Annotated in this window: 12 protein-coding genes; 5 read left to right on the top strand and 7 right to left on the bottom strand. The window is 66.8% G+C overall.

All coding sequences use genetic code 11. The annotated features are described in order from the left end of the window. Positions 1 to 85 precede the first annotated feature (85 nt). Positions 86 to 907: a posphoenolpyruvate synthetase regulatory kinase/phosphorylase PpsR gene (gene ppsR, locus AC04MD_RS18020; RefSeq protein ID WP_475498643.1), complete on the bottom strand. Its 822-nt coding sequence runs from the start codon at positions 905 to 907 to the stop codon at positions 86 to 88. Between the two features lie 154 nt (positions 908 to 1061). Here ppsR and ppsA point away from each other — a divergent pair, with 154 nt between their 5' ends. Next, positions 1062 to 3434, top strand: coding sequence for a phosphoenolpyruvate synthase (ppsA, locus tag AC04MD_RS18015; protein ID WP_475498642.1), 2373 nt, complete (start codon positions 1062 to 1064; stop codon positions 3432 to 3434). A gap of 91 nt (positions 3435 to 3525) precedes the next feature. Then, complete coding sequence (locus AC04MD_RS18010) at positions 3526 to 4482, top strand: mechanosensitive ion channel family protein (protein ID WP_475498641.1); 957 nt, start codon at positions 3526 to 3528, stop codon at positions 4480 to 4482. Between the two features lie 53 nt (positions 4483 to 4535). On the opposite strand, the gene orn is transcribed toward AC04MD_RS18010, so the two are convergent. Then, complete coding sequence (gene orn, locus AC04MD_RS18005) at positions 4536 to 5099, bottom strand: oligoribonuclease (RefSeq protein WP_475498640.1); 564 nt, start codon at positions 5097 to 5099, stop codon at positions 4536 to 4538. Positions 5100 to 5199: 100 nt separating this feature from the next. On the opposite strand from orn, the gene AC04MD_RS18000 reads away from it, so the two are divergent. After that, entirely contained in the window at positions 5200 to 5664 is a 465-nt protein-coding gene (locus AC04MD_RS18000) for a DUF2721 domain-containing protein (RefSeq protein ID WP_475498639.1), read from the top strand. On the opposite strand, the gene tadA is transcribed toward AC04MD_RS18000, so the two are convergent. From tadA to folD, 4 genes are all read right to left on the bottom strand, one after another. Then, positions 5661 to 6143: a tRNA adenosine(34) deaminase TadA gene (tadA, locus tag AC04MD_RS17995; RefSeq protein WP_475498638.1), complete on the bottom strand. Its 483-nt coding sequence runs from the start codon at positions 6141 to 6143 to the stop codon at positions 5661 to 5663. The genes AC04MD_RS18000 and tadA overlap by 4 nt on opposite strands. Next, a complete protein-coding gene (gene guaA / locus AC04MD_RS17990) occupies positions 6134 to 7699 on the bottom strand; it encodes a glutamine-hydrolyzing GMP synthase (RefSeq protein ID WP_475498637.1) in 1566 nt (521 codons plus the stop codon). The genes tadA and guaA overlap by 10 nt, the downstream gene beginning before the upstream one ends. A gap of 60 nt (positions 7700 to 7759) precedes the next feature. Then, a complete protein-coding gene (guaB, locus tag AC04MD_RS17985; RefSeq protein ID WP_475498812.1) occupies positions 7760 to 9217 on the bottom strand; it encodes an IMP dehydrogenase in 1458 nt (485 codons plus the stop codon). Between the two features lie 176 nt (positions 9218 to 9393). Then, positions 9394 to 10281 (bottom strand): bifunctional methylenetetrahydrofolate dehydrogenase/methenyltetrahydrofolate cyclohydrolase FolD, encoded by an 888-nt coding sequence (gene folD / locus AC04MD_RS17980; protein WP_475498636.1) that lies wholly within the window; start codon positions 10279 to 10281, stop codon positions 9394 to 9396. A 61-nt stretch (positions 10282 to 10342) separates the two neighbouring features. On the opposite strand from folD, the gene AC04MD_RS17975 reads away from it, so the two are divergent. Then, positions 10343 to 10639 (top strand): DUF1244 domain-containing protein, encoded by a 297-nt coding sequence (locus AC04MD_RS17975; RefSeq protein WP_475498635.1) that lies wholly within the window; start codon positions 10343 to 10345, stop codon positions 10637 to 10639. Continuing rightward, positions 10632 to 11426, top strand: a complete 795-nt coding sequence (locus AC04MD_RS17970; RefSeq protein ID WP_475498634.1) for an alpha/beta hydrolase — start codon at positions 10632 to 10634, stop codon at positions 11424 to 11426. The genes AC04MD_RS17975 and AC04MD_RS17970 overlap by 8 nt, the downstream gene beginning before the upstream one ends. 9 nt (positions 11427 to 11435) lie before the next feature. Here the strand turns inward: AC04MD_RS17970 and AC04MD_RS17965 are convergent, their stop codons facing one another. Next, the gene (locus AC04MD_RS17965) at positions 11436 to 13274 is read right to left on the bottom strand and encodes a monovalent cation:proton antiporter-2 (CPA2) family protein (RefSeq protein WP_475498633.1); all 1839 of its coding nucleotides are present in this window, start codon (positions 13272 to 13274) and stop codon (positions 11436 to 11438) included. Between the last annotated feature and the right edge of the window lie 22 nt (positions 13275 to 13296).

Here is a 13296-nt window from a genome sequence, read left to right as displayed (position 1 = left end):
CGGCAGCATTGACGTGCCGCCGCGTGCGGCCTAAGTTAAGGATTCCCGGCGCGCCCTTTTCCACCTGCCGCCGCGGCCCCTCGACTCAGTACATTTCCCGCTGCAGGCCCAGCGTGGACAGCACCTTGCTGGAGATTTCCTCGATCGACTTGTTAGTCGTGCTGAGGGTCGGCAGGCGTTCCACCTGGAACATCGCCTCCGCGGCCGCGACCTCGCGCTTGCAGGTCTCCATCTTCGCGTAGCCCGAGTTCGGCCGGCGCTCCTGCCGGATCTGGTGCAGGCGCTCGGGATCGATGGTCAGTGCGAACAGCTTGCGCCGGTAGGGTCGCAGGCGTGCCGGCAAGCGGTCGGTTTCCAGATCGCCGTCGGTCAGCGGATAGTTCGCCGCACTTATGCCGTAATGCAGCGCCAGGTAGACGCAAGTCGGCGTCTTGCCCGCGCGCGACACCGCCACCAGGATCACGTCGGCCTCGTCGTAGTTCACCGCCATGCCGTCGTCGTGCGTCAGAGCGAAGTTCATCGCGTTGATGCGGCGGTGGTAGGTCTCGAAATCCACCAGGCCGTGCGCCTGGCCCACGCGCGACTGGCGCTGCTCGCCCAGCTCGCGTTCCAGCGGCTCGATGAACGGCGCGAACACATCCAGCATCAGCGCCCCGCTCTCCGCGATGAGCGCGCTCAGGCCCGGATCGACGCAGGAGCTCACCACGATCGGGCGTGCGCCCATCCGCTCCCCCGTCCTGCGGATGCGGTCCGCCGCGTCACGCGCCTTCTCCTCGTCGTCGACGAAGGACAGGCGGTCGGTCTGGAAGCGCATGCCGGCGAACTGCGTCAGCAGGCTGTGGCCGATGGTCTCGGCCGTGATACCGGTTCCATCTGAAACATAAAACACCGGGCGCAACTCAGACATGCCCGTCCCTTCCCTGCTTCACCATGGAAACCCCCGTCAGATCAAGCTTGTCTGCAATTGGTATGCACTGCATCATATCGCCTCTTTCCCCATGGACACGGCACCCCACGCCGATGGTCATCGGCATGGCGCGGCCTGCTTCGGAGCATTGCGCTTGAACGAGAACATCCTGTGGTTGCACGAGCTGCGCCTGGCCGACCTGGCCCGCGTCGGCGGCAAGAATTCGTCGCTGGGCGAAATGATCGGCCACTTGGCCAACCTCGGGGTCTCCGTCCCGGGAGGCTATGCGACCACGGCGGAGGCCTTCAAGGCCTTCATCGCGCATAACGACCTGTCCACGCGCATATTCGACAAGCTGGCCACGCTGGATGTCGAGGACGTACCGGCCCTGACCGCGGCCGGCAAGGAAATCCGCGGCTGGGTCATCGATGCGCCGCTGCAGCCCGACCTGGATGCCGACATCCGCGCCGCCTACGCCAAGCTCTCCGCCGACAACGGCGGTGGCGACGTTGCCGTGGCGGTGCGCTCCTCGGCCACCGCCGAGGACCTGCCGGACGCCTCGTTCGCCGGCCAGCAGGAAACCTTCCTCAACGTCACCGGCGCCGACGATGTCGTGCACAAGGTGAAGGAAGTCTTCGCCAGCCTCTACAACGACCGCGCGATCGCCTATCGCGTCCACCATGGTTTCAAGCACGAGGACGTTTTCCTGTCCGCCGGCGTGCAGCTCATGGTGCGCTCCGGCGTCGGTGCATCCGGCGTGCTGTTCACGCTGGACACCGAATCCGGCTTCCGCGACGTGGTCTTCGTCACCTCCAGCTTCGGCTTGGGCGAGATGGTCGTGCAGGGCGCGGTGAATCCCGACGAGTTCTACGTCTACAAGCCCACGCTCAAGCAGGGCAAGCCGGCCATCCTGCGCCGCTCGCTCGGCAGCAAGGCCCTGCGCATGGTGTATTCGGACGTCCCCGGCGAACGCGTGCGCACCGAAGACACTCCCACGGAGCTGCGCAACACGTTCTCGATCAACGATGCCGACGTGCACGAGCTGTCGAAGCAGGCGCTGGTCATCGAGCAGCACTACGGCCGCCCGATGGACATCGAGTGGGCGAAGGACGGCGTGACCGGCAAGCTGTTCATCGTGCAGGCGCGCCCGGAAACGGTGAAGTCGCGCGCCAAGGCCACGCAGATCGAACGCTACGCGCTGGAGAAGCGCGGCGAGGTGATTGCCGAAGGTCGCGCCATCGGCCAGAAGATCGGCAGCGGCGTCGCCCGCGTGGTGCGCTCGCTGGATGACATGGCGCGCGTGCAGCCTGGCGACGTGCTGGTCGCCGACATGACCGACCCCGACTGGGAACCGGTGATGAAGCGCGCCAGCGCCATCGTCACCAACCGCGGTGGTCGCACCTGCCACGCCGCCATCATCGCGCGCGAGTTGGGCGTGCCCGCCGTCGTCGGCACCGGCAATGCGCTGGACCTGGTCGCGGACGGTGTCGAGGTCACGGTCAGCTGCGCCGAGGGCGACACCGGCTTCATCTACGCAGGTGCCCTGCCCTTCGAACGCACCACGACCGACCTGGCCGCCATGCCACCGGCGCCGCTGAAGATCATGATGAACGTCGCCAACCCCGAGCGCGCGTTCGACTTCGGCCAGTTGCCGAACGCCGGCATCGGCCTGGCGCGCCTGGAGATGATCATCGCCAGCCACATCGGCGTGCACCCGCTCGCCCTGCTGGAATACGACCGCCAGGAGCTCGACGTTCGCAGGAAGATCGACGCCAAGACCGCCGGCTATGCCGATCCGGTCAGCTTCTACGTGGACCGGCTGGCCGAAGGCATCGCGACGATCACCGCCTCGGTGGCGCCGCATCCGGTGATCGTGCGCCTCTCGGACTTCAAGTCGAACGAATACGCCAACCTGATCGGCGGCACGCGCTACGAGCCGCACGAAGAGAATCCGATGATCGGCTTCCGCGGCGCCAGCCGTTACGTCGATCCGTCGTTCGAACCGGCCTTCGCGCTGGAATGCCAGGCGGTGCGCCGCGTGCGCGACGAGATGGGCCTGGACAACCTGTGGGTGATGATCCCGTTCGTGCGCACGCTGGAGGAAGGCCGCAAGGTCGTCGAGGTGCTCTCCAAGCACGGCCTGCGCCAGGGCGAGAACGGTCTGAAGATCATCATGATGTGCGAGGTGCCGTCGAACGCCCTGCTCGCCGAGGAGTTCCTCGACATCTTCGACGGCTTCTCGATCGGCTCAAACGACCTGACCCAGCTGACGCTGGGCCTGGACCGCGATTCCAGCATCGTCGCCAACCTGTTCGACGAGCGGAATCCGGCGGTCAAGAAAATGCTGTCGATGGCGATCAAGGCCGCGCGCAGCAAGGGCAAGTACGTCGGCATCTGCGGCCAGGGTCCGAGCGATCACCCTGACCTGGCGGAGTGGCTGATGGCGGAAGGCATCGAGTCTGTCTCCCTGAATCCCGACACGGTGGTCGATACCTGGCTGCGGTTGGCGAAGACCAAGGCAGGGTGATGCCGGCGACCGTCTTCACGTGAAGGCGGTTACCATTCTCCTGTACACCCGGCACGCCCCTGATGGGGCGTGCTGCATTTCAGGAGTCTCCATGCCCACGCCTGCTGCAACCGCCACCGCTCCCGCCCTGACCGAAATCCCCACCGAACCCGCCGCGCTGATGCGCGAGCTGCGCGGTATCGACTGGCTGCAGTTGCTGGAAACCTGGGGCCTGAAACTGCTGGCGGCCGCGATCATCTTCCTGGTCGGCATGTGGCTGGCCAAGCGCTTGAGCGCGGGACTGGAGCGCGTGCTGGGTCGCACGCACGCCGACGCGACCCTGGGCGGCTTCCTGCGCCGCGCCAGCTACGCCGCGATGATGGTGCTGGTCATCATCACCGCGCTCACCTCGCTGGGCGTGAACCCGACCTCGATGCTCGCGGTGCTCGGCGCCGCCGGCCTGGCCGTCGGCCTGGCGCTGAAGGATTCGCTGTCGAACATCGCCTCCGGCGTCATGCTGATCGTGCTGCGCCCGTTCCGCGATGGCGATTTCGTGCAGGCCGCCGGCCTGGAAGGCGTCATCGAAGAGGTCCGCATCTTCCAGACGCGCATGCGCACGCTGGACAACCGCCTGATCGTGCTGCCGAACAGCCTGATCACCACGGCGCCGATCATCAACTTCACCGCCAAGCCGCACCGCCGCATCGACATCCCGGTCGGCGTGGGCTACGACGATGACCTCAAGCAGGCCAAGCAGATCCTGCTGAAGATCGCGCAGGACCACCCGCACGTGCTGCCGGAGCCGGCACCGAGCGTCATCGTGTCCAAACTGAGCGAAAGCAGCGTCGACCTGATCCTGCTGGCGTGGACCAAGACCAAGGATTTCGGCGAAACCAAGAGCGACCTGACCGAAGCGGTGCGTACCGAGATCATCGGCAACGGACTGAACATCCCTTACCCCCAGCGCGACCTGCATGTGTACCACCACAACAGCGACGGCACGCCACTGACCGACATCATCACCAAAGGTGTCGCCGACGACGGTGACGTGGCCAAGCCGACGGCGTAGCGTACGACGCACGATGACGGTTCCGCAGGGTCGTGCGCGTGGCGCACGCTACGTCACTCGTCGGCGAGCGCCGCCATGTGCCTGCGGTAGTGACGCAGTTCCTCGATGGAATCGCGCACGTCGCTCAGCGCGGTGTGGCTGGCCTGCTTGCGCACGCCCTCCAGCACCTGCGGCGCCCAGCGGCGCGCGAGTTCCTTCAGCGTGCTGACGTCGAGGTTGCGGTAGTGGAAGTATTTCTCCAGTCGCGGCATCAGCCGGTGCAGGAAACGACGATCCTGGCAGATCGAGTTGCCGCACATCGGCGAGGCGCCCGCCGGCAGCCATTCGTTGAGGAAGGCCACCGTCTGCGCTTCGGCCTGGCCCAGCGAGACTTCGCTTTCCACCACGCGCTTCCACAGGCCCGAGCGGCCATGCTGGTTGCGGTTCCAGTCGTCCATCGCCTCCAGCACGGAGACCGGGTGCGCGATGGCGAACTCCGGCCCTTCCGCCAGCACGTTCAACTTCGAATCGGTGACCACCGTGGCGATCTCCAGGATGGAATCGCGATCGGTGTCCAACCCGGTCATTTCGAGGTCGATCCAGATCAGGCGGTCGTTGTGCGCGTTGTTAGAGGCCATGCAGCAGTCCGTGACGGAGAAAGAACCCGGGAATCCACACCGGGGATGCGGGCATACCGCATCATGTCATCATAACGCAGACCACCCCGGCGACCGGCCCATGAATCCTTCCACCGACCATGCCGTGCTCACCGCGATGCTGGCGCCTGCCTTCTTCCTGACCGCCACCGCATCGCTGCTGCTGTCGGCCAACAATCGCCTGGCACGCATCATCGACCGCGCACGCACGCTGTTGCGTGAGCTCGCCGATGTGGAGGACGAGGGGGAGCGTGCCCTGCTGGAAAAGCGCATCGCGTTGCAACGCCAGCGCAGCCTGATCATCCTGCGCGCAGGCCAGCTGCTTTACGCGGCCATCAGCTGCTTCGTCGGCACCAGCCTCGCCGTTGCCGTCGATACGTTCACCGGACACCGGCTCGGCTCGCTGCCGACCTGGCTGGCGGCGCTGGGTGTGGTGGCGATGCTCGCGGCCAGCCTGCTGCTGGCGCGCGAATCGACGCTCGCGGTCACCGCGATCAACGAAGAGATGGACCACCGGAAGGTGAAGCGGAAGTTCCCGACGCCCTAAACCAGCGGGCGGCCGCGCTTGGCGCGGAAATAGTTCGTCAGGCGACGGCCGGCTTCGTCGCCGAGGAGTCCGCCCGTCACCTCGACGCGATGGTTATGGCGAGGATCGGAGATCAGGTCGAAAACCCCGCCGCACGCGCCCGTCTTCGGATCGGAGGCGCCGTACACGACGCGTGCCACCCGCGCATGCACCAGCGCCATCGCGCACATCGCGCATGGCTCCAGCGTCACGTAAAGCGTACTCCCGACCAGGCGGTGGTTGCCCAGCGCCCTGCCCGCTTCGCGCATCGCCACGATCTCCGCATGCGCACTCGGATCGTGGTCGATGATGTTGCGGTTCCAGCCCTCGCCAACGCGTCGGCCTTCGGCATCTACCAGCACGGCGCCCACCGGGATCTCGCCGAACTCGTGCTCGGCCCGGTCCGCCAGCGCGAACGCTTCGCGCATCCAGCCTTCGTCGGCGGCTGTGCTTATTCCCACTCGATCGTCGCCGGTGGCTTGCCGGAAATGTCGTAAACCACGCGCGAGACGCCGCGCAGTTCGTTGATGATGCGGTTCGACACGGTGCCGAGGAACTCGTAGGGCAGGTGCGCCCAGTGCGCGGTCATGAAGTCGATCGTCTCGACCGCGCGCAGCGCGATGACCCACTCGTACGCACGCGCGTCACCGACCACGCCCACCGACTTGACCGGCAGGAATACCGCGAAGGCCTGCGACGTCTTGTCGTACAGGTCCGCCTTGCGCAGCTCGTCGATGAAGATCGCATCAGCCTTGGCCAGCAGCTCGGCATACTCCGGCTTCACCTCGCCAAGGATCCGCACACCCAGGCCGGGACCCGGGAACGGATGGCGGTAGACCATCGTGTGCGGCAGGCCGAGCTCGACGCCGAGGCGGCGCACCTCGTCCTTGAACAGCTCGCGCAGCGGCTCGACCAGGCCCAGCTTCATGTGCTCGGGCAAGCCACCGACGTTGTGGTGGCTCTTGATGACGTGCGCCTTGCCGGTCTTGCTGCCGGCGGACTCGATCACGTCCGGGTAGATCGTGCCCTGCGCCAGCCACTTGGCGTTCTTCAGCTTGTTCGACTCTTCTTCGAAGATCTCGACGAACAGATTGCCGATGATCTTGCGCTTGGCTTCCGGATCGGCAACGCCTTCCAGGGCCTTGAAGTAGCGCTCGGCGGCGTTGACGCGCACGACCTTGACGCCCATGTGCTCGGCGAACATCGCCATCACCTGGTCGCCTTCCTGCCAGCGCAGCAGGCCGGTGTCGACGAACACGCAGGTCAGCTGCTCGCCAATGGCCTTGTGCAGCAACGCGGCGACGACGGAGGAATCCACGCCGCCGGAGAGGCCGAGGATCACTTCGTCAGAGCCGACCTGCTCGCGCACGCGGGCGATCTGGTCGTCGATGATGTTGGCCGCCGTCCAAAGCGTCTTGCAGCCGCAGATGTCGGCGACGAAGCGGCGCAGCAGGGTCTGACCCTGCTTGGTGTGCGTGACCTCCGGATGGAACTGCACGCCGTACCACTGCTTCTCTTCCAGCGCCATCGCCGCGACCGGGATGCGATCGGTGGTGGCCGTGATCGTCCAGCCCGGCGGCGCCTTGGCGACGTGGTCGCCGTGGCTCATCCACACATCGATGCGCGGCTCGCCCTGGTGGTCGCTCAGGCCACCCAGCAACGCGTCGTGCGCGACCAGCTGCACCTCGGCGTGGCCGAACTCGCGCGCGTCGGCGGCTTCCGTCGCGCCGCCCAGCTGCGCGGCCAGGGTCTGCATGCCGTAGCAGATGCCGAGGATCGGCAGGCCGCTGTTGAACACCTGCTGCGGTGCCGCGGGTGCGCCGTGCTGCGTGGTGGATTCCGGGCCGCCCGACAGGATGATGCCCTTGGCGCCGAACTTCGCGATCTCATCCGGGTCGTGGTCCCACGCCCAGATTTCGCAGTAGACGCCGATCTCGCGGATGCGGCGGGCGATCAGCTGCGTGTACTGCGCGCCGAAGTCGAGGATGAGGATCTTGTCGGTGTGGATATTCGTCATGGTGTCCTGCGGCTATAAACGAAGAAGGGAAACGCTGGCGTCTCCCTTCCCTGGCAACGATCAGCCCATCCGGTAGTTCGGCGGCTCTTTGGTGATCTGCACATCGTGCACATGGCTCTCGCGCTGGCCAGCGCCGGTGATCACCACGAACTTCGGCTTGCTGCGCATGTCCTCGATGGTCGCGCAACCCACGTAACCCATCGTGGCGCGCAGGCCGCCGACCAGCTGGTGGATGATGCCGCCCACGGAACCGCGATAAGGCACACGGCCTTCGATGCCTTCCGGCACCAGCTTGTCGGCGTCGCTGGCGTCCTGGAAGTAGCGGTCCTTGGACCCCTTCTCCATCGCCCCCAGGCTGCCCATGCCGCGGTAGCTCTTGTAGCTGCGGCCCTGGAACAGTTCGACTTCGCCCGGCGCTTCCTCGGTGCCGGCGAACAGGCCGCCGATCATCACCGTGGAGGCACCGGCGGCGATCGCCTTGCCGATGTCGCCCGAGTAGCGGATGCCGCCATCGGCGATCAGCGGAATGCGGTCCTGCAGCGCCTCGGCGACCATGTCGATGGCGGTGATCTGCGGCACGCCGACGCCGGCCACCATGCGCGTGGTGCAGATGGAGCCCGGGCCCACGCCGACCTTCACCGCGTCGGCACCGGCGTCCATCAGCGCCAGCGCGGCATCGCCGGTGACGATGTTGCCGCCGATGACCTGCAGCTGCGGGAAGCGCTTCTTGACCCAGCTGACGCGGTCCAGCACGCCCTGCGAGTGGCCATGCGCGGTGTCGACGATGATGACGTCCACGCCCGCGGCCACCAGCGCTTCGACGCGCTGGTCGGTATCGCCGCCCACGCCCACCGCGGCGCCGACGACCAGGCGACTGGCGCTGTCCTTGGCGGCGTTGGGGTTGTCGGTCTTCTTCTGGATGTCCTTGACCGTGATCAGGCCGCGCAGGTCGAACGCGTCGTTGACCACCAGCACCTTCTCGATGCGGTGCTTGTGCAGCAGCTGCAGCACTTCGCCGTCGCTGGCGCCTTCGCGCACGGTGATCAGGCGATCCTTCTTGGTCATGATGTGGCGGACCGGATCGTCGAGCTTCGTTTCGAAGCGCATGTCGCGGCTGGTGACGATACCGACCAGCTGGCCGCCGTCCACCACCGGCACGCCGGAGATGTTGCGCGCGCGGGTGAGCTTGAGCACTTCGGCGATGGTGGTTTCGGGCCCGACGGTAAAGGGCTCCTTGATGACGCCGGCCTCGAACTTCTTGACCTTGGCCACTTCCGCCGCCTGCTGTTCGACGGTCAGGTTCTTGTGCAGGATGCCGATACCGCCCAGCTGGGCCATGGCGATGGCCAGGCGCGCTTCGGTGACGGTATCCATGGCGGCCGAGACGATCGGCAGCGTCAGCCGCAGGTCGCGCGTCAGACGCGTTTCCAGGCTGACGTCCTTGGGCAGGACGGTGGAATGGGCGGGGACGAGGGAGACGTCGTCGTACGTCAGTGCTTCAGCCTGGATGCGCAGCATCGGCGGGCCCGGATAGTTGGGGAAGCGCGGCATTATACCCTGATAGGTGGGGCTTCCGGCGCCTGCCGCTGGCGGAACGCTGCTTTCTCCGTGGGAGCGACGTCAGTCGCGATGGGGCAATCAGGGAGCTTCATCGCGACTGACGTCGCTCCCACACCGTCTCCAGGCCAGCGGCGTCAAATGCCCGCTTCGGCCGCTTCCAACGTGTTCTGCATCAGCGTGGCCACGGTCATCGGGCCCACGCCGCCCGGGACCGGGGTGATCCAACTGGCGCGCTCGACCGCGGCGTCGAAGCCGACATCGCCCACCAGCCGGCCGTCGTCCAGCCGGTTGATACCGACGTCGATGACCACCGCGCCCGGCTTGACCCATTCGCCCGGAATCAGCCCCGGCTTGCCTGCGGCCACCACCAGGATGTCCGCGTCGCCGACCCTCGCCTGCAACACGTCGCGGGGGGTGAACTTGTGGCAACTGGTCACCGTGCAGCCGGCGATCAGCAGCTCCAGCGCCATCGGGCGGCCGACGTGGTTGCTGACGCCTACGATGGTGGCGTTGCGGCCGCGGACCGGCTGGTCGGTGTAGCCCAGCAGCGTGGTGATGCCGCGCGGCGTGCACGGGCGCAGGCCGAACTGGCGCAGCGCCAGATGGCCGACGTTGGCCGGATGGAAGCCATCGACGTCCTTGCGGGGGTCGATGCGCTCGATCAGGCGTGTCGCGTCCGGAATGCCCGGCAGCGGCAGCTGCACCAAGATGCCGTGGATCTTGGGATCGGCATTCAGTTGATCGATCAGCGCGAGCAGCTGCGCTTCGGAGGTGCCTGCCGGCAGGTCGTAGTCGAACGCCTCGATGCCCACCTTCTCAGCCGCGCGGCGCTTGTTGCGGACGTAGACGGTGGACGCCGGATCGCCACCCACCAGCACCACGGCCAGGCCGGGCCGGCCTTGGCCCGCGGCCACGCGTGCGTCGACCCGGACCTTCAGTTCGTCCAGCAGGTTCTCGGCGATGCGGCGGCCGTCCAGGATTCGGGCAGTCATGGGGGGGGGCGGTGTAGAGTCGGTGCACATTGTCCCCGATTCCCCTGCCCCAGCGCGACCCGCGCTGCTCATCCGGACCTCTCCCGCCACCATGACCGACACCACTGCTCTGGAAGCCGCCGCGTTTCGCCGCCTGCTGAAGCATCTCAACCACGACCGCAGCGACGTGCAGAACATAGACCTGATGATCCTGGCCGGCTTCTGCCGCAACTGCCTGGCGGACTGGTACCGCGAAGCGGCGGAGGACGCGGGCGTCGCGATGGACAAGGAGCAGGCACGCGAGCGCATCTACGGCATGCCGTTCGCCGACTGGAAGGCGCAGCACCAGCGCGAGGCCTCGCCGGAGCAACTGGCCGCGTTCAAGGCCGCGCAGGAGCGCCATGGCTGATCCTCGCGCGCGTCGCATGGTGGTCTGGCTGCTCGGACTGGCGATCTGCGCTTACCTGGCGATCTGCGCCCTGCTCTACCTACAGCAGCGCCGCCTGATCTACTACCCGCAGTTCACGCGGGTCGCTCCGACGCAGACGGATTTCGCCTTTCAGCGGCCCGATGCCGTGCTGCGTGGCTGGGTCGTGAACCCCGGCCGACAGAATGCGGTGCTTTACTTCGGCGGCAATGCGGAATCGGTGGAGGCCAATCGCGACGTGTTCGCCCAGTGGCTGCCCTCCCGCACGGCCTATCTGGTGGCCCATCGCGGCTACGGTGCCAGCGACGGTGAACCGTCGGAAGCTGCGCTGCTGGCCGATGCGCTTGCGGTGTATGACGACATCGCGCGACGCCATCCGGATGGCGACGTGGCCGTGATCGGCCGCAGCCTGGGCAGCGGCGTGGCGACACACGTGGCATCGGAACGCCCGATCAGGCATCTGATCCTGGTGACGCCGTTCGACAGCCTGGCGGCCGTCGCACAATCCCACTACCCGGCGTTCCCGGTGAGCCTGCTGCTGAAGGACCGCTACGATTCCGTTGCAAGGTTGCCGCGCTACGACGGACGGCTGCTGGTGCTGAGGGCGGGCCGCGATGCGGTCGTACCGCCGGCGCACACCGACCGGTTGGTGGCCTCGTTCAAGGGCGAGGCGCAGGTCGTGGATTTTCCGCGCGCCAGTCACGACGACCTGTCGTCGGATCCCGCCTACTGGCCTGCCATCCGCGACTTCCTCGCGCCCACCGAATGATCCCGCCGACTATTCCTCTTCTTCCTCGCTGAGGATCTCGGCAGCTTCCTCGTTCAGCGCCTTCGCCTCGCGCTTGGGCTTGGTGAACGGCGTCGGCGTGGGTTTGGCCGGCCGGTTGCCGTACATCATCCGCGCACCATCCATCAGGCTGCCGCCAGCCATCTCCAGTTCGAAGCGCTCGCCATCGCGGCGACGGATCTCCAGCGCGATAGCATCGGCATCATCCTGCGACACGCCCACGCTGAGCAACGCGGCCTTGCCGAACTCCACGGCCGATTCGAACGTCTCGCGGATCTGGAAGTCGACGCCCGCTGCGATCAGCGCCAGCGAGTGCTCGCGGTCGAACGAGCGCGCCAGCACCTGCGCCTGCGGGAATTCGTGCTTGACGAGTTCCACGATACGGCTGGCGGCCTCCTTGTTGTCGATGCAGATGGCGATGGATTGCGCGGTCTGCGCGCCGCATGCGCGCAGCACGTCCAGGCGGGTACCGTCGCCGTAATAGATCTTGAATCCGAACTCCTCAGCGCTGCGGATCATCTCGATGTCGGTATCGATGATGGTCACGTCCACGTCGCGCGCCAGCAGCGACTGGCTCATCACCTGCCCGAAGCGGCCGAAGCCGATGATCAGCACGCTGCCGCTGAGGCCCTTGGCCTCCTCGATGCCCTCCATCGACGGCTTGTCCGGATGGGTGAAGCGCCGCAGCAACAGGACGAACAGCGGCGTCAGCGCCATGGACAACACCACGATGGCGGTCAGGTTGGCGTTGACGGTCGCGTCGATGATGCCGGCCGACGCGGCGGCGGCGAACAGCACGAAGGCGAACTCGCCGCCCTGCGCCATCAGCACGGCGCGATCGAGGGCTTCGGCGTGGCTGCTGCGGGTGAAACGCGCCACCACGTAGATGCAGATGGCCTTCACCACCATCATCGCCAGCACCGCGCTGACGATCAGCGGCCAGTTGGCGGCCACCACCGCCAGGTCCAGCGCCATGCCGACGCCGAGGAAGAACAGGCCCAGCAGAATGCCGCGGAACGGCTCGATGTCCGCTTCGATCTGGTGGCGGAAGGTCGACTCGGACAGCAGGACGCCGGCCAGGAACGCGCCCATCGCCATCGACAGGCCGCCCAGCTGCATCAGCAGCGCCGCTCCCAGCACGACCAGCAACGCGGCCGCCGTCATGACCTCGCGCGCCTTCGCGGCGGCGAGGATGCGGAAGAACGGATTCAGCAACCAGATGCCGGCGGCGATCAGGCCCGCCAGCGACGCCACGCCGATGCCGATCGCCAGCCAGCGCGAGCCTTCTTCCGGTTGCACGACCTGCGGCGACATCAAGGCGACCAGCACCAGCAACGGGACGATGAGCAGGTCCTCGAACAGCAGGATCGAGACCACTTTCTGTCCGTTCGGCAGGGCGACGTCGCCGCGCTCGGCCAGCAGCTGCATCACCACCGCCGTGGACGTCAGCACGAAGCCCATGCCGCCGATGAACGACACCGGCAGCGAGTAGCCGAACGCCAGGCCGACGCCGGTCAGCAGCAGCGTGCATACCGCGATCTGCAGCGCGCCGAGCCCGAAGATCTGCTTGCGCAGGCTCCACAGGTGGCTGGGCCGCATCTCCAGGCCGATGACGAACAGGAACATCACCACGCCGAGTTCGGCGACGTGCAGGATCGATTGGGGATCGTTGAACCACTTCAGTCCGAACGGACCGATCGCCAGGCCGGCGGCGAGATAGCCCAGCACCGACCCGAGACCCAGGCGCCGGAAGATCGGCACCGCAACCACCGCTGCGCCCAGCAGGGCGACGACACTGACCAGTTGGCTGGCACCGGATTCTGCACTCATGCCGGGAGTCTACCGGATGGTG

It is taken from the genome of Pseudoxanthomonas sp. LjRoot206 (genome assembly GCF_056175725.1).
This window is presented reverse-complemented; position numbering and strand designations above follow the sequence as displayed.